Origin of the sequence: Spirosoma oryzicola (genome assembly GCF_021233055.1) — a bacterium.
GTDB lineage: Bacteria > Bacteroidota > Bacteroidia > Cytophagales > Spirosomataceae > Spirosoma > Spirosoma oryzicola.
On the sequence record NZ_CP089538.1, the window covers coordinates 2,832,302 to 2,849,034 of the forward strand.

11 protein-coding genes and 2 tRNA genes are annotated in these 16,733 nt (G+C 48.8%); 7 read left to right on the plus strand and 6 right to left on the minus strand.

Features of this window, described 5'->3' with window-relative positions:
• Positions 1–88: 88 nt before the first annotated feature.
• From LQ777_RS30685 to LQ777_RS11985, 3 genes are all read right to left on the minus strand, one after another.
• A complete protein-coding gene (locus tag LQ777_RS30685) occupies positions 89–277 on the minus strand; it encodes a phosphoketolase family protein (protein WP_425276936.1) in 189 nt (62 codons plus the stop codon).
• A 1,230-nt stretch (positions 278–1,507) separates the two neighbouring features.
• The gene (locus LQ777_RS11980; RefSeq protein WP_232562756.1) at positions 1,508–3,121 is read right to left on the minus strand and encodes a T9SS C-terminal target domain-containing protein; all 1,614 of its coding nucleotides are present in this window, start codon (positions 3,119–3,121) and stop codon (positions 1,508–1,510) included.
• Between the two features lie 1,096 nt (positions 3,122–4,217).
• Positions 4,218–4,299 (minus strand) — tRNA-Leu (locus LQ777_RS11985).
• Between the two features lie 151 nt (positions 4,300–4,450).
• On the opposite strand from LQ777_RS11985, the gene LQ777_RS11990 reads away from it, so the two are divergent.
• The gene (locus LQ777_RS11990) at positions 4,451–4,864 is read left to right on the plus strand and encodes a DUF3127 domain-containing protein (RefSeq protein WP_232562757.1); all 414 of its coding nucleotides are present in this window, start codon (positions 4,451–4,453) and stop codon (positions 4,862–4,864) included.
• 54 nt (positions 4,865–4,918) lie between these two features.
• On the opposite strand, the gene LQ777_RS11995 is transcribed toward LQ777_RS11990, so the two are convergent.
• Positions 4,919–4,994, minus strand: a tRNA-Lys gene (locus LQ777_RS11995).
• A gap of 73 nt (positions 4,995–5,067) precedes the next feature.
• Here LQ777_RS11995 and LQ777_RS12000 point away from each other — a divergent pair.
• Positions 5,068–5,793: a tetratricopeptide repeat protein gene (locus LQ777_RS12000; protein ID WP_232562758.1), complete on the plus strand. Its 726-nt coding sequence runs from the start codon at positions 5,068–5,070 to the stop codon at positions 5,791–5,793.
• 73 nt (positions 5,794–5,866) lie between these two features.
• Here the strand turns inward: LQ777_RS12000 and LQ777_RS12005 are convergent, their stop codons facing one another.
• Positions 5,867–8,098: a T9SS type B sorting domain-containing protein gene (locus LQ777_RS12005; protein WP_232562759.1), complete on the minus strand. Its 2,232-nt coding sequence runs from the start codon at positions 8,096–8,098 to the stop codon at positions 5,867–5,869.
• Positions 8,099–8,168: 70 nt separating this feature from the next.
• Between LQ777_RS12005 and rlmD the strand changes: the two genes are divergently transcribed.
• Positions 8,169–9,629, plus strand: a complete 1,461-nt coding sequence (gene rlmD, locus LQ777_RS12010) for a 23S rRNA (uracil(1939)-C(5))-methyltransferase RlmD (protein WP_232562760.1) — start codon at positions 8,169–8,171, stop codon at positions 9,627–9,629.
• A 79-nt stretch (positions 9,630–9,708) separates the two neighbouring features.
• Here the strand turns inward: rlmD and dnaB are convergent, their stop codons facing one another.
• Positions 9,709–11,292, minus strand: a complete 1,584-nt coding sequence (dnaB, locus tag LQ777_RS12015) for a replicative DNA helicase (protein WP_232562761.1) — start codon at positions 11,290–11,292, stop codon at positions 9,709–9,711.
• Between the two features lie 356 nt (positions 11,293–11,648).
• Here dnaB and LQ777_RS12020 point away from each other — a divergent pair, with 356 nt between their 5' ends.
• The 4 genes from LQ777_RS12020 (at position 11,649) to LQ777_RS12035 (ending at position 16,677) form a co-directional block, all read left to right on the plus strand.
• Positions 11,649–12,611 (plus strand): PhoH family protein, encoded by a 963-nt coding sequence (locus LQ777_RS12020; RefSeq protein WP_232562762.1) that lies wholly within the window; start codon positions 11,649–11,651, stop codon positions 12,609–12,611.
• Entirely contained in the window at positions 12,592–13,947 is a 1,356-nt protein-coding gene (locus LQ777_RS12025) for a M43 family zinc metalloprotease (RefSeq protein WP_232562763.1), read from the plus strand. The genes LQ777_RS12020 and LQ777_RS12025 overlap by 20 nt, the downstream gene beginning before the upstream one ends.
• Before the next feature lie 88 nt (positions 13,948–14,035).
• A complete protein-coding gene (locus LQ777_RS12030) occupies positions 14,036–14,488 on the plus strand; it encodes a GNAT family N-acetyltransferase (protein WP_232562764.1) in 453 nt (150 codons plus the stop codon).
• Positions 14,485–16,677, plus strand: a complete 2,193-nt coding sequence (locus LQ777_RS12035; protein WP_232562765.1) for a ComEC/Rec2 family competence protein — start codon at positions 14,485–14,487, stop codon at positions 16,675–16,677. The genes LQ777_RS12030 and LQ777_RS12035 overlap by 4 nt, the downstream gene beginning before the upstream one ends.
• Positions 16,678–16,733: the final 56 nt, after the last annotated feature.

A 16,733-nucleotide genomic window follows, 5' to 3' on the forward strand; every position in this document is an offset into this window, starting at 1 on the left:
CGCTGATCGTGTCAACTGGGTCAAAGAAAAAGGCTTCGTTACGAGCTAGGGATCGAGTACATACCATCTCCCGACCGTCATACGATGTTTATGTTTCCGAACGAGGAATCTCGATGATTGTTTGATGAGAAGCTAGCGGATGAATCAACCACGGATAAGCGCTAAAAGCAAGAAACAGGAGTTTGTTTTCCGTAAAAAATAAGTCAAAGGCCATATTGGTCAAACCATGGGAGTGACTGCGTTTCAGCCGTAATCGCGTCCGGTTGACTTTATTCACCAGTTAAATCATTTAAGATACGAAAGGGTAGGACACCATACATAATCACGCTAAGCAGGATAGAACAATTCAGCTCGATGCCGGTACCCGCAAAGATGCGCTTCCTGATTGCATCTGGTCCTGAGCAGGGTCAGCTTTTTGGCTGATGATTGTTAGGATATAAGCCTGAACGGCTAAGACTTACAAGCTACTAATTTTTCTGATGCTGAGGATTTAGGCAATGTAAATCGCTAAAGGAACTACTTTCATCCTTCTAGTTCATCAATGATCTGAAAGAACGAGCAGTGATAGCTTGTGATTTACTAAGAAGCAGGGTGATCGGAGAAGTAGTTTCGCAGGAAAATAAAAAATCCGCTGTAACGTTTTGTTATTCAGTGGATTACATAAGTAGTCGAGTGGCCACGGGGAGACTCGAACGCACCTATTTTGATAAATCGCCAAACCATTCAGGAATAATATATGGAGTGCATACTCCAAGTTGACTTTCTAAAGCGGACACAAAAACCAAGGCCTGACCTAAACCATACCCTTATTGAATTTGACTGGGGGTTGTCTGTTAATAATCGTCTTTTCTAGCGCCATTGTCATTTATAGCCAGCGTATATACCGGCCGATAACCACAATTATCATAGTGGTATGTATGGCTATGGCTATTAATTGTTTATATAAAATTATATCGTAGATAAACTGTCTTTTTGGTAAAGATGTGTATAGCCGATATCAGTAAGAAGGCTAAAATAGAGCCCTCTACTTTTGTGCTTCAAACAATGTCGGTATTTGAAGTGAGCTTTCGGCTGTAATCAAGAGCCATATCCCGCTTTATCTAAGCGGTAGAGAATGCTTAGTTGTAAGGAGAGTTAGGTGATAAGCCAACCTCGACAATCCCAATAAGAGTAATGATATTTTCTCTTCATTCTATAGAAGCCAGTCCAAAACTTAGCCGTAATGGTAGCAAGGGAATAGAAGTTAAGCCCGTCTCAGTAGATACAGAGACGGGCTTAACCTCATTGGCTCTTCCGATGTAGAAACAAACTTAAGTTAGCATGAATAGTGAACTTTGGTGCTACAGGTTGATCTATGTGTTGCTAAAAACCGTGCAGGAAATGCATCTGTGGAAATGGAAAATGGCTACTCATTATCCATTTCCACAGATGTAAAAATGTCTAGAAAAACACTACTCTGATGAGAAGAAACTTGATAACTGAGGCCGAGAAAGCGCCTTTTTGTGCGTTACTGTTGTTTGACAAAACGGGATCTTAGGTGCTTGTTGTCTGAGGTGAGTATATCTATCAAATAGACACCCGCTGTTAGACCTGATACATCGACTTTCTGTTGCGGTTTAATAGAGCTGACCATCCGTTGCCCATGAATACTGTATATGGTCATCTCACTAATAGTTTGTCCTGATGATAAGCTAATCGTCAGTGATTCAGTCGCTGGAATAGGCCATACCGACAAGCTGGCTGACTGTTGATAACCCTCTTGAGAGTTGACTGAAATTATTTTGGAAAAATGCACTTTACCGTCGAAATCAACTTGTTTTAGCCGGTAGTAGTTGATTATATCGGGCTTATCAGTATCTACAAAGCTATACTCATTAAGAGTTCTCGCAGTACCTTGTCCCTTAATGCGGCCAATTGTTTCGTAAACTTTGGCATTACTGCTGCGCTGAATTTCAAAATAATCATTGTTTGTTTCGAATGAGGTTTGCCAAGTAAGTTGAGTTCCTACCTCATCAATCCATACGCCAGCAAAAGAGACTAAGGTAACCGGCAAAGCCTGATTTACTGTAAAAATGTCGACATTTGCTGGCTGTGAGTAGGTAGTTGTAACTTGATTATTTTCAGCTAATAATATTTGATTATTCACACGGACGGTAGCTAAATTGCCTTTAACCTTTGGAAGTTGTGAGGCAACCAGCTGGTTGGTATTTACATCGTATACATCAAGTACGTTTGAATAATCATTTGATTGCGCAGTTAATCCGCCAGCGAAGAAAACTTTATTATCAATGCTCACAGCTGAAACCTTACTTCTTGCTTGCGAAAGTTGCGCCATCGTCCACTGATTAGTAGATATATCATAGATATCTACGATGTCAGAAATAGGGCTGCCTCCTGCTAATAAAACTTTATTTCCAACACTAACAGCCACTACCTCTTCCTTAACTCGAGGAATTGTGGAGATTGTCCACTGCCCAGTCGCTATATCATAAATATCCAGAAGCCCATCACCTGCAAAAAAGACCTTGTTACCTACGCTGGTTGCTCCTAAATTACTACCTTTAAGGCGAGGGAGTTGCGTTACCGACCACTGCTTTGTAGCTACATCGTAAATATCCACGGCACTGTAGTCAATTAAAACATCTTGTGGGGTGAGAGAAGACCCCCCGGCGAATAAGACTTTTCCCCCAGCACTGACAGCAGCTATAGAGTGCCTTGCCTGCGAAAGTTGAGCTGTTGTCCATTGATTGGTAGATTCAGTGTATATGTCCACGGTAGCCCATGAATGAGATGGGCCAAAACCTCTGGTCATACCACCTGCGAAGAATACCAAATCAGATACAGTAGCCGCTGCAATACGAGATCTGGGGATCGAGAGCGTGCTTACGCTCCATTGGTTCGTAAGAGCGTCATATACGTCAACTCTATCTGTTTGATAAGGAGTGCCATAAGAAGTAGAACTTTGCCCTCCTGCAAATAAAGCTTTACTTCCTACACTAGAAGCCGCCACTTCAGATCGAGCTTGTGGAAGAAACGTACTTGTCCATTGAGCATGAAGTTGAACGATGAAGAAGTGTTCAAGCAGAACTGTTAGGACAGAGATAAGGAAAATCTTTTTCATATTAGACTCGTAGAAAAAAGAATGAATAAATTAAAATTATATCTTAATACATAGAAATAACCAAATAAAGGTTTTTACTTTCTTATCTAAGACAAAAATTACCATATTGGGGACATTATAATGAATAGGTAATCTAGTTATCATCTAACATTGGATGAGAACTCGTTACAACGTGTTGATATAATACCGCTTTACAGATGCGACCAAACGAGTGGCTCTACTACCCTTCAAAGAAAAGATGTATCATTAGAACAAAGGGTTCTTATTCATATTTGATTGGAGGACTGGAAACGCGTACCCGTACTTTCTGGTAATCGAACGGATTAGATCAGTGAACCAAGTGGCTGAATTAGGAGCAACATAGATTCGTTCGATCAAGGTTTTAATATCTACTTTAATCGGCAAACCGTCTTGGATAAGCTCTTAGGAAATGTCAAGGCTAGATATATCAGTTTGATGATAGGGCCATTTCATAACTATAGCACGAATCTCCCAATCATGTTCAAAGCTTTTCCGTTTGCGGAGAAATGGACTAAACACGTTAGTGATTCCAACCGCTTCTGAATCATAATCAATGTACTTAACCGTTCCTACATTCACCTCGTCTTCACTGATGAAACTGCCTTTTAACCGACTAAACGTAGATTGAATTGCGATACCTTCGTCGCTTTTAAGGTAAAGCTTCCACATCGCTGCCGATTCGTACTCGTTCTGGTGCCAACAGTTTATAGCCACAAATTTCCGCCATGATTTACTATATCCGCTCAAGTGCTCTTCATAAGATTGAATGTCTCGAAGCTGAGAGCCGATAGCGCGTCTATTCGCCAAGTCTATTCGGAAAAAGAGCCCTCGAAAGGATCATCAAACTTATCAGCACGCGCAAAGAATAGTTCTTGGCTATCAATAAGAGAGACAAACTTAGTAAAGTCTATATAGCGCCAAATTTTAGCGTTTTGGTCCTGTGGCTCGATGAACAATTCATGGAGTTTGTACATGGCTTACATATGAGTCGTATAATGTTGTACCTATCGGTGTACCTACGAACGAAAAAAGCACTTACTCTTGATTGTAAGTGCTTCATATTGAATCGTTTATGTGACCACGGGGAGACTCGAACTCCCATGCCTTGCAGCACCACCCCCTCAAGATGGCGTGTCTACCAGTTTCACCACGTGGCCATTTCCTGATTGCGGGTGCAAACATAGGCTTTTTATTCTGTCAATGCAAATAAGGGCGTTTTTCTTTTCATTTTTTAGTGAAAAAGCTCCCAAAAATGACCCAAAATTTGTAATTTTATCGTTCTTAATAACGATCAATAGTTTAACTAGTATGGCACTGGAATTAGTAGGGAAGCTCGTAAAAGTATTGCCAGAAGTGACGGGGCAGGGCAAAAATGGGGCATGGAACAAACAAGAGTTTGTTATCGAAACTCTTGATAGTCAATATCCTAAAAAAGTGTGTCTGACGGCCTGGGGCGAGAAAGCAAACGATCTAAAGCAATTCGCGGATGGCGATACGCTGAAAGCAACGTTTAGCGCCGAATCACGGGAGTACAACGATCGGTGGTATACCGAGCTGCGCGCTTTTCGTATCGAACTAGCTGAAGGAGGAGGAGAGAGCGGTTATTCGGCTCCATCGCGTCCGGCACAGGCACAACCGGCTCGTCCTGCGGGGCAAAGTCAACCGGCTGCTATGCCGTTCAATACGACCTTTGACGATGAAAGTAACGATCTGCCTTTCTAAGGCTTTATAGATTAAAAAGAAAAGAGGAAGTTGATACAACTTCCTCTTTTCTTTTGGTGATTCGGCTGGGATTCGAACCCAGGACCCATACATTAAAAGTGTATTGCTCTACCAGCTGAGCTACCAAATCATAAATGGTGGGCGCTTATGATAACAGGTGTGTTTCTCAAATGCAGTGCAAAATTATAGCCTTATTTAATTCAATGCAAGCCTTTCTCCTTAAAATAAGCCTATTTTTTTGCCTGACGCTTGCATGGCTGCCAGGAAAAGCATCTCAGGCAGATACGATTCGTCGGGCCGATTCGTTGTTTGCCGCTGGTGCTCAAGAGGATGCAGCCAAACTTTATGAGACGGCCATTGCTGAGGGGCATTCTGCCACGGATGGCATGTTGCTTAAACTGGCCAGCGCTTATGAGCGTCAGAATGACGTGCCGCGATTGCTTTATTTTTTGCAGGTTTATTTCGACCGTCATCCCGACGATGCCGTACTGCATCGAATGAACGAAGTGGCTCGTTCGAACAACCTCAACGGCTACGAAACCGACGATCTGAATTACTTCTACTTGTTTTATAAAAAGTACGGGATTTATTTTCTGCTTTTTCTACTGATTCCGGCGGGGTACGCCTTCGGGGTAATCAGCGTAAAGCTGATTCGAAAAGAGCCAATCGCCGTTCGTCAGAAATGGGTACTGTTTCTTTATCTGATTGGGCTGTTGCTCTTTGTGAATCTGCCGGAGGGCGTTCAATCAGGTATCATAAGCCATGACCGCGTATTACTGCGAACAAACCCATCCGCTGCCGCGCCCGTTGCCGAGATTATAGGGCGCGGTAATAAAGTAAACATCATTGGCAGTGAGGATATTTACCTGCGCGTGTTCTGGCACAACGAGCTTTATTACATCCGGCGGGACAATGTATGGGTGATCTAATGGCCACCATGCTGGTAGGTTATCTTCGATTTTGAATCATTTGCTGTCCGTACGAATTAAGTGAAAACCGTCCTTATCGGAGCAGCGTCACGGGGCCTTTAAACGTTCGGGTAGAGGTTTGAATAAGGTAGTAGTAAGTGCCTATCGGGTCATTCGTGCCATACCAGCGAAATTTAGGATCGGTAGACGTAAATACACTTTTGCCGTAACGATTTGAAATGTCGACCGATTTAAACTGCTCGGCGCACGAATTTTCCGGTAGATCACTAACGCCAAAATAATCATTGATACCGTCACCGTTTGGCGTAAAGACGTTGGGTACTTTGATATCCGCTACGACCGATGGGTCTTTGACGAGAAACGTTACGGTGGTCGTGTCCGTATGATTGGGCTGGCACGATCGGTCATCGGCAATAAAATCAATGACGAAGGTAGCTTCTGTCCTGCCAGCCATTAGCTCACAGGTCGGTTTCCAGTCGAATGGGGACTGAAGAGCCGCCTGACCCGTTTTGTCCGTAAAGTTCATGCCTGAAACCTTGTAATTAAAGCCGCGTCCGACGGCTGTTAACCGAATGGTATCCCGGTCGGCGTCATCCCCAATGACGGTAAACGTGCTGCCCGCCGACTCTTTCGAACCAACCGTTAGCTCAACAACGGGCTGGGCTAAGGTTGTCCGAACGGTTGGCGGCTGGCTAGGCAAGCCCATAGCGGACAGGTTGACCGTAACCGTATCACGCAGATTTCCGTTACAGCGCGTATCTGTGACAATGAAATCAACGATGTACTCGGCTCGCGTGGCATCGGTGCAGGTTGGTTTCCAGGTAAACGGTTGCGCTACTTTGCCGATTCCCGTTGCCGACCCGAAGCTCATACCAGCCTGCGCCAGTGTAAAGCCGCGCCCGACAGCCTGAATCGTGATGTTATCGTTGTCAATGTCGTTGCCAAAAGCGGTAAAGCTCAAGGAGGTGCCGACGGTTACTGTACTCTTATTGTTCAGCAGGTTCGTACTGGCGAGTGGTTTGTTGTTGGGCGACGGAACGATATTCAGACGAATGCTGATCGTGTCGCTAAGGCCCTGTGGACAACCTTCGTCCGTGGCTCGAATCAGGAGTGTAAAAGGCTGACCATTGCCGACGCACCGGCCAAAGCAAAATTTAGTGCGGAGGGTGTCGCGGGTAGATCGGGTAAACAGGTCGCCGGGAGCCAATGTCAGGCCGGGTAACGAACCGCTCATGTTGATGATCCGAATGCGCTGGTTCGGGTTCGGGTCCGTGACATACAGGTCGAGACAGTTGGTGTCTTTTTCGGCAATTGTCAGCACGGTCCCCTGGGTATAAAACGAGGCCTGCCCTTCGGGACGGAACAGTAATTTGGGCGGATCATTTTTTTGGCAATCGACAACCAATATCTGATAGTCGCGCCGGACGCGCCCGATTCGAACGCCTTTGCGGTATTCGTCCACCTGAACCGAAAACACGTGCAAGCCGGTACGGTTGGGTGTTACAGTCAATAATCCAGAGCGGGCGTTAACCCGAAGCGGTTGAGAGCCCGGAATTTCATTCGCTTCTGAAACGCCCGAAATCCACGAAACGGGTGTATAGGGCGCGGGAAAGAAAATGGGAAAGTTTGCTGCGGAGTAGCCGGGGTTCGGAACATTTCGGGTGCTGTGACCATTGTAGGGCGTTACCAGTGCATACGTCAGACTATCACCGTCGGCATCCTTGGCGCTGAAGTCAAGGGTAAAGGGCTGATTGATACACGCATAATCACCTCTGGGAATCGTAAAAACGGGGGATGAATTCCTGACCGATAGAGCCGGAAATTCCAGGTAAAAGGTAGAACCCGCGTTGGCGGGGTTTTGAATATTAACAATGGTGCTGTTGCGGCAACAGCGCTCCCAGGACAGGTAATAGCCACCCGGATCGTTGAAAACGTTGGGATCAAGATTGATATCCTGGCTATGACGAATAAGCCGGGTGCGCAGATTGGCTATCTGGCAGGAGTTGTTGGTATAAGCCACGTACTCGCTACTGATGCGACGGAGGGAAACAAACCCAATAAGTTCATCGGTTCGTTTCGAAAAGACGCCTACGGACACAAAACCGTCGTCGGCTCCTGAGTCGCCGTTTACGTCGTCGAAGTACAAATTCAGAACAACACGGTGAGAAAAGGCGCTCTGGGGCCCTAGATAGCGAAGTTCCAGTTCTCCACCAACGATATGCGTAGCGCGCACAACTCCACTGATAATCAGCAACACACTGATTAAGCCCACCATCAAAAAGCGTCTACGGTAAAGATGCACCATAAAGGAATACACGGGTTTAGTAAGATCGTCCGGAAACGGATGCTTAAATTAGCAGTTTTTTAGGATACTTATGCGTAGAAGGAGTCATAAAGCCCCCGAACGGTTGTACGCAGTTTCGGTTGATGCTGTGGCAGCGGAGGGGAAGTGTATTGTACGGACTGAAGACGGCGTTATTTTTGTCGATAACCCAACCGGAGGACCCGGTGTTGCACCCGGCGATGTGGTTGACCTGCGGGTTACGAACCGGAAAAAGCAATACCGTGAAGCTGTTGCTGAACACATCCACGAATTGTCGCCGGTGCGAACAGAGCCGTTTTGCGAACATTTCGGCACCTGTGGCGGCTGTAAATGGCAGCACATTCGTTACGATGAACAGTTGCGGTTCAAACATCAGCAGGTTGTCGATCATCTGACGCGGATCGGCAAAGTGCCACTGCCTGATATCCGGGCTATTCTGGCGGCCCATCCAACGCAGTATTACCGCAATAAACTCGAATTTACCTGCGCCGAAGGACGCTGGCTAACGCAGGCCGAAGTAGGGACCACCGAGACGATTGACCCGAGAGCCGTTGGCTTTCACGTGCCGGGTCGTTTCGATAAAGTGTTGCCCATCAGGCATTGTTACCTTCAGCCTGATCCGTCCAACGCGATTCGACTGGCTGTTGCGAATTATGCGTTCGAAAATGAACTGAGTTTGTACAATTTAAAAGTACATACGGGTTTTTTGCGGACGCTGATCATCCGAACGGCAGAGTCGTCGGGGCAGTTGATGGTGACGGTTCAAGTGGCGCAGGACAAGCCCGAGACGCTGGCCGGCTTACTGAATTTTCTGCAAACAACCTTCCCGCAGATCACGTCGCTGAATTACATCATCAACACAAAGAAAAACGATAGCTATCAGGATCAGGAAGTAATCAACTGGTCGGGCAAGCCGTACATCGAAGAACGGATGGATGCCGGGAGTGGTCTCGGCGGTGAGTCGCAGACGCTTACGTTTCGGGTTGGTCCCAAGTCGTTTTACCAAACCAACGCTCAGCAGGCTTTCACCCTTTACAAAGTCGCGCGTGACTGGGCTAGGTTGACGGGTAAGGAACGGGTGTATGACCTGTACACCGGTACGGGGACAATTGCGTTGTTTGTTGCCCGGATGGCGCAGCATGTCGTCGGCGTGGAATACGTTGAAGCGTCGGTGGCCGATGCGCGGGTCAATGCGCAGGTAAATGGCATCACGAACACCACCTTTGTGGCGGGCGATATGCGTGACATTCTAACCGATGGGTTCTTCGATCAGCATGGCCGTCCCGACGTGGTCATCACCGATCCGCCACGGGCTGGAATGGATGAAGCCGTAACGCGTCAATTGCTTAAAGCGGCTCCCGAACGCATCGTGTACGTAAGCTGTAACACGGCTACGCAAGCCCGCGATTTAGGCATTCTGGACGAAGGCTATCGGGTCGCCGATGTTCAACCGGTGGATATGTTTCCTCATACTCACCACGTAGAAAATATCGCCCTGCTGGTGAAAAAGTAACGGGAACCTCTGGTCCGCATCAGAAGCACATGTTTACTTTTCAGTGCTACTTCGATGCGGACCGACAGTTCCCGTTCCGTTAAAATGGGGTTTCCTGACCAGGGTCGGCGTGGCCGAAGTTCGAACGGTCGTTCGCCTTACTCTTGAAGACGTTGCCCACTGGCGGAGCGTCGAAACTGCTTAGCCCGTTCATTTCGGGGGTGAATCCCTGCGTCGGTACGGGTTCGAAGTACGAATCCAGATCGCAGAATTTCGTGAATTTGTTAATAAACCGGAGTTGGATCGTATCGAGCGAACCGCTTCGGTTTTTGGCAATGATAACCTCGCCAATGCCGGCGGTTGAGTTTCCGTTTTCGTCCTGGGTGATGTTGTAGTACTCGGGGCGGTACAGGAAGCACACCATGTCAGCATCCTGCTCGATAGATCCCGATTCCCGAAGGTCGGAAAGCTGCGGCTTCTTGTCACCACCGCGCGTTTCAACGGCCCGGCTCAACTGCGACAGCGCGATGACGGGTACGTTCAGTTCTTTCGCCAGGTTTTTCAGCGCCCGCGAAATCGAGGCAATTTCCTGCTCGCGGTTACCGCCACCCTTGCCTGATGTATCACCCGACATAAGCTGAAGGTAGTCAATGACGACCATCTGAATATCGTGCTGTGCTTTCAGACGGCGGCATTTTGCCCGCAGTTCCAGAATAGACAGGGCAGGCGTGTCGTCAATAAAGATCGGTGCTTCGGTCAGCCGCTGAATTTTATGGTGGAGTTGCGTCCACTCGTGCGGAGCCAGCGTTCCTTTCCGTATTTTTTCGGAATCGATCTCGGCTTCCGCCGAAATAAGCCGGTTGACCAGCTGTACCGACGACATCTCCAGGGAGAAAATAGCGACGGGTTTGCCGTGGTCGACGGCGGCATTGCGCAGGGCCGAAACGACAAACGCCGTTTTACCCATCGCAGGTCTGGCCGCCAGAATAATCAATTCCGTTGGTTGCCAGCCCGATGTCACCCGATCAAGGTTCGTAAAGCCTGATGGTACGCCCGTCAGTCCCTCCTGGTTTTTCTTTGTTTCCAGTTCATTGAGAGCCATCCTGACGATGGTACTCATGTCGGCGTAGTTCTTCTTGATGTTCGATTCCGAAATCTTGAAGAGCGATTGCTCAGTGCGGTCGAGCAGTTCAAAAACGTCGGTTGTGTCCTCGTAGGCGTCGCGCAGAATCGTAGACGACATCGAGATCAGTGCCCGTTTCAGGGCCTGCTCGGATATAACCCGCGCGTGATACTCGATGTTAGCCGCCGAGTTAACCCGGAATGTAAGTTCAGAAACGTAACCTCCACCACCGACAATTTCAATCTCGCCCGTTTTGCGCAGTTGCTGCGTAACGGTCAGTAGATCAATCGGATCGGAGTTGCCAAACAGGGTCAGAATGGCGTTGTAAATTCGCTGATGCGCTTCTTTGTAAAACGTTTCCGGCTTCAGAATGTCAACAACCGAAGAAAGCGCGTCTTTTTCGATCATGAGAGCCCCCAACACGGCCTCTTCCAGATCAAGAGCCTGTGGTGGCAACTTACCGAGCCCGGTATCGAGCCAGTGATTGCCTGCTTGCTGACGACCGCCGGCGAAGGCGGAGGGTTTGCGAAGGTGTTGGTTAGGACGTGCGTTATTTTCCATCTCTTACTGCAAGTTTACGCATTCCTCCCTGCATAAGGCAAGCCTCTGCCAATTGTCGTATAGGCTGCGCAAACCTGGATTCGCTCGTAACATTCTGGTAATGTTAATGGTATCAAGCCGAAAAAAAATATCTTTTTTAAGCAACGGCGCAAGGGTATTCTAGCGTATACCGATAAAACCGATGGAGTCTGTATGTCAGCAAGGTAACATTTTCTTCATACAAATCCAGCCGTTTTTATCCATTGGCCTTGGCAAATAAGAATTAAATCGAAACGAATAAATTTTTGTTTAAATGTGTTGTAGGAGTAGAGAAATCGCTTACTTTTCGGAATCACACTTAAAACGCTATTTATCATTTGGTCGAAAAAGTCATCACCCTCGACAACGTATCGCTCATCGACTTTTTGGGCGTAGAGAACCACAATATTAAAGAAGTGGCTGCTGCGTTCCCGATGAGCAAAATCATCTCGCGCGGTAACGAAATCCGCATTAAAGGCACGACGCCCGAGATTACCCGCATCAGTGATATCCTGGATTCGCTGATGGAGCATTACCAGAAATACGGCAAATTAACCCACGAGAACGTGCAGAGCTACATCAGTCATAGCGGCCAGCCAACGGGCGTTAACCCGGGACAGCCCGTGTTGCCCGACGATGACGAAGTGCTCGTTTACGGGAACCGGGGCATTGTCGTCCGGGCTAAGACGGACAACCAGAAACGCCTGGTCGAAGCCGCTGAGAAACACGATCTCGTATTTGCGATTGGGCCAGCTGGTACGGGTAAAACCTACACCGCTGTGGCTATTGCCGTACGTGCGTTGAAAAATAAAGAGGTAAAGAAAATCATTATTACGCGTCCTGCGGTTGAAGCAGGTGAAAATCTGGGTTTTCTACCGGGCGATCTGAAGGAAAAGATCGATCCGTACCTGCGCCCGATTTATGATGCGCTTGATGACATGATCCCGGCGGAAAAACTAAAGTTTTACACCGAAAACCGGATCATCGAAATCGCACCGCTGGCTTACATGCGTGGTCGGACACTCAACAACGCGTTTATTTTGCTCGACGAAGCGCAGAATACGACGCCGATGCAGATGAAGATGTTCCTGACCCGGATGGGGCCGTCGTCGAAAGCAATCATTACGGGTGACCGCTCACAGATTGACTTGCCCAACAAGCAGAAGTCTGGTTTGGTTGAGTCAATTGACATCCTGAAATCAATAAAAGGAATCTCGTTCGTTGAACTCGACGGTCGTGATGTGGTGCGGCACCGGCTTGTGCGGGAAATTATTACAGCGTATGAAAAAGCAGGGCAATAGCCTGAAAAACCTACTCAAAAGAACCGACTGGCTTTGGCTGGCCGGTTCTTTTGTATGCCTGTTGGTAGCAACGACGAAGGCGCAAACGGTTGATGAAACAAGCCTGAAACGGTGCGGTACCAGCGAATACGAAAAGCGTGTCCTGCAAATTCGTAATCCAAATCGGCTGCATCAGATCAACGAACTCAACCGCCGGATTCTGGAAGCTGAAAAAAACGGCATGTCGGGGCGCCAGGCTGCTGATGAGACCGTTTATCGAATCCCCGTCGTCGTGCATGTTGTACACGGCAATGCGTCTGGTCAAATCGGTGGTGCCAACAATACCAATATTTCCGACGAACAGATCGCTTCGCAGATCCAGGTACTCAACGAAGATTACCGCCGGAAAGAAGGAACCAACGGCTACAACACAAGTGCCATCGGGGCGGATGCAAAGATTGAGTTTTTTCTGGCGACGGCTGACCCGAACGGACAGGCGACCAACGGCATTACCCGGCATTATTACGCGCAAAAATCATCATTCGATATTTTTACGGACGATGTGCTTTTATCGCGGATTGCATACTGGCCCAGCGACCGCTATCTGAACATCTGGGTTACGACATTACAAAATAACTATCTGGGTTATACGCAGTTTCCGACGGCGGCTGATACGTTGAAAGGATTACCCGGTGAGTCCGACGAGTTTGTGGATGGGTCCATCATTGATTATCGGTACTTCGGGCGAAAAACTGGGACGGTGACCAGCGCTAGCTATTCGCTTGGCCGGACGGCAACGCACGAAATTGGCCACTGGCTGGGGCTGATCCACACCTGGGGCGATGGCGATGGATGCGCCGAAGACTACGTAGCAGACACCCCGCCAACCAAAGCTGCTAACCAGACTACCCAATGCCGAACTACGTATTCCACGTGTTTCAACGGTGTACAAACGCGTGATCTGACCGAAGATTACATGGATTACTCGCCTGACGCCTGCATGAATCTGTTCACGCAGGGGCAAGTCAGCCGAATGCGGGCGGTATTGCAGTTCAGTCCTCGGCGGGCCAAGCTCATCAAATCACTTGCTGCATTGCCCGAAACGGAGAACCTGACCATCAACGTTTATCCCAATCCCGCTGTATCCGACCCTACGGTTGATGTGCAGTTGAAGGGTTTTCAGTCGTTTACGGTTGATCTGGAAGACATGAGCGGACGGCAAGTGCGGAAGCTGAACTACACCAACGCACCGAGCACGCGCGTCAGTGTTCCAATCAGCGGTTTACCAACGGGCTTATACATTTTGCGGGTTAAAACGGAGGGCGAAACGACCAGTAAGCGCTTGCTGGTGCAGTAGAAATTAGGACCAGGGGTTGCGGTGCGGTTAACAGAATAAATCGTATACTTGGCAATTGTATCCCCGAAAAGCCTAATCGCCAGTCCGTATGATTACCGTTTTACCAGTAGCCAACGAAAAGGAGCTGAACGACGCTTTTGCCATTCGACGAATTGTTTTTGTGGATGAGCAAAACGTGCATCCTGATGAAGAATACGATGAATTTGAGACGACCAGCACCCATTTCCTGGCTCGGGCCGATGGAGAACCCTGCGGCACAGCGCGCTGGCGACGTACATCGAATGGGGTTAAACTGGAACGCTTTGCCGTTTTGCCCACCTGCCGGGGAAAGGGCGTCGGTAAAGCGCTGGTTCAGACGGTGCTGAACGACGTTTTCAGCCAACAGCCGGAGCCTATTGAAAGCATATACCTTCACGCCCAGGTAACGGCTATGCCGCTCTACGCGGGTTTTGGATTCGTTCCCGTCGGGGCAATATTCGACGAAGCCGGTATACCTCATTGCAAGATGGTATTGCCGGGCTCAGCCTACACGAAAGAATGAGTCCGCAGGGTACAGTCGGACAACCGTTTGTTCGCTTCGCAGCTGCGTTGATTGCGGGCATTGTCGTTTACGATCAATGGCCCCACGCTTGTGCCATTCCCTTATTGGCGCTGGTAGTTGGAACAGGATTGTTCGGTTTCGGATTTGTCCAGAATCGAAACCGTATGCTGAAACCGATACAGATCAAGCAGGGGCTCGGCGGACTATTGATCCTAGTGGCATTGGGGTGGGGTATTGCCTACCAGCATACGGCTAGTAATCGCCCGAATAACATCAGTCACCTACGCGATACCTTGCAGGCCTACGAGGGCGTGATTGCTGCCCAGCCCGAAGAACGGGCTAAAACTTACCGCGTCGAACTGGAAATCCGACGGGGCAACTGGCTGAGTAGCGACAGTGCCCAACAGTGGCAGCCGCTTAGTGGCCGGGTGATCGTTTATCTGGATAAAGCCGCTCAGAAGGTAACAGAAGGGGATAGTGCCAAAGCTGTTGGGTCGGTAGTGGCCCGACCTCGGTACGGTGATGTATGGGTCGTGTTGGGATCTCCTCGGCCAATTGATCCGCCCCTGAATCCTGGCGAGTTTAATTACAAGCGATACCTCAGCTACCGCAACATCTACCACCAGCAATACCTACGTCCGTTCCAGCGAACGATAATAGGCTACGACCCACCGAATCCGGTGACAAGGCTGGCGACTGCGGTCAACAGTTGGGCGGATAGCGTATTCACCCGGCAGATTGGTTCCCGTGCCGAATACGGCATCGTTAACGCCATGATTCTGGGCGTACGGGACGATCTGGATACCGAACTCTACCGCGCTTATTCAGCCGCCGGGGCCGTTCACGTCTTGTCTGTATCGGGCTTGCACGTTGGTATTTTATTTGCCGTGCTGACGTTTCTGTTGCGTTTTCTGACCAAGCGACCACGCGGAAAGCTGCTGATGGCGGTGTTGCAATTGGCTATTTTGTGGTTTTACGCCCTGGTAACCGGGTTTTCGCCCCCCGTGCTGCGGTCGGCAGGGATGTTTACGCTGGTTATCGTAGCCAATGCGTTCGGGCGGCAGCAGCAGTTGATGAACACGCTGGGCGCATCGGCTTTTTTTATACTGTGCTTTGATCCGTATGCGGTGTTTTCGGCCGGGTTCCAGTTGTCGTATTTGGCGGTGGCCGGTATTAGTGCCTGGCAATCGTCGCTTTACCAGACGTACACGTTTCGAAACCAGTGGGTCAACCGGCTATGGGAGCTAACAGCGGTAGCACTGGTAGCCCAGCTTATCACGTTTCCCTTGGGAGTCTTTTATTTCCACCAGTTCCCGACTTACTTTCTGCTGGCAAATCCGATCGTTATCGTCATGTCGGAAATCCTGTTGCCACTAGCGATGGTAACGCTGGCATTGAGTTGGGTTCCTTATGTAAATGAACTGCTCGGTTGGCTGTTGCAGAAAACGGCCTGGTTATTAAACTATGCCGTTTCGCAAACGGGTCAGTTGCCCGGTGCTGCCTGGGAAGGATTGTGGTTATCGCCCGTGGCGATGCTGTTGACCTATGCCGTTATCTTTTGTGCTGTCGCGCTGGTTATGGTTCGTAACCGCGCGTATCTGTGGGCTGCTTGCGTCAGCGCCTTGCTGTTATCGAGTGTGTTGCTCTGGAACCAATACGAACAGGCGCATCAGCAACGACTGGCTATTCATTTCCTGCCTCATCGAACAGCTATTAGTCTGACTTACGGCCACAAAAGCACATTGCTGACGGATGTAGACCCGACTGATACCCGTTCGTTCGATTTTTACCTGAAGAATACGTTCGGACAATGGGGTGTTTCCAGGCTTATGGTTAACAACCTGCGTTATGACGCCAAACAAACGGCCAGCCCACCAAAAAAGGATGCGGCCTTTTACCAGACCAAGGAATACGCCCTTTGGGTGTGGCGTGGTAAAACCCTGTTGCTGGTCAACAAATTGACCGGACGTAATCGGTGGAAGCTCCCGGCGGTGGTTGATTACCTGATTATTCGTCGGAACGCCCTGCGCGAGTGGGACCAGTTAAACGGGCGAGTCGTGGCCCGACACATCATCTTCGATGATTCGAGCAAGACACCACTGACTGATAAGCTGTTAGCCGAAGCGAAGCAACGCGGCATAACGTGCTACTCGGTCCGGCAGATGGGCGCCTACGTGACCGATTTATAGCAGGGCAATATTCTGTTAAACGAAGTGCGGTCAGGTTTGAGAACCTGACCGCACAC

Excerpts from the sequence above, each read along its gene's own strand:
- LQ777_RS11980 (WP_232562756.1), bottom strand. The coding sequence starts at position 3,121 with ATGAAAAAGATTTTCCTTATCTCTGTCCTAACAGTTCTGCTTGAACAC.
- LQ777_RS11990 (WP_232562757.1), top strand. The coding sequence starts at position 4,451 with ATGGCACTGGAATTAGTAGGGAAGCTCGTAAAAGTATTGCCAGAAGTG.
- LQ777_RS12000 (WP_232562758.1), top strand. The coding sequence starts at position 5,068 with ATGCAAGCCTTTCTCCTTAAAATAAGCCTATTTTTTTGCCTGACGCTT.
- LQ777_RS12005 (WP_232562759.1), bottom strand. The coding sequence starts at position 8,098 with ATGGTGCATCTTTACCGTAGACGCTTTTTGATGGTGGGCTTAATCAGT.
- rlmD (WP_232562760.1), top strand. The coding sequence starts at position 8,169 with ATGCGTAGAAGGAGTCATAAAGCCCCCGAACGGTTGTACGCAGTTTCG.
- dnaB (WP_232562761.1), bottom strand. The coding sequence starts at position 11,292 with ATGGAAAATAACGCACGTCCTAACCAACACCTTCGCAAACCCTCCGCC.
- LQ777_RS12025 (WP_232562763.1), top strand. The coding sequence starts at position 12,592 with ATGAAAAAGCAGGGCAATAGCCTGAAAAACCTACTCAAAAGAACCGAC.
- LQ777_RS12030 (WP_232562764.1), top strand. The coding sequence starts at position 14,036 with ATGATTACCGTTTTACCAGTAGCCAACGAAAAGGAGCTGAACGACGCT.
- LQ777_RS12035 (WP_232562765.1), top strand. The coding sequence starts at position 14,485 with ATGAGTCCGCAGGGTACAGTCGGACAACCGTTTGTTCGCTTCGCAGCT.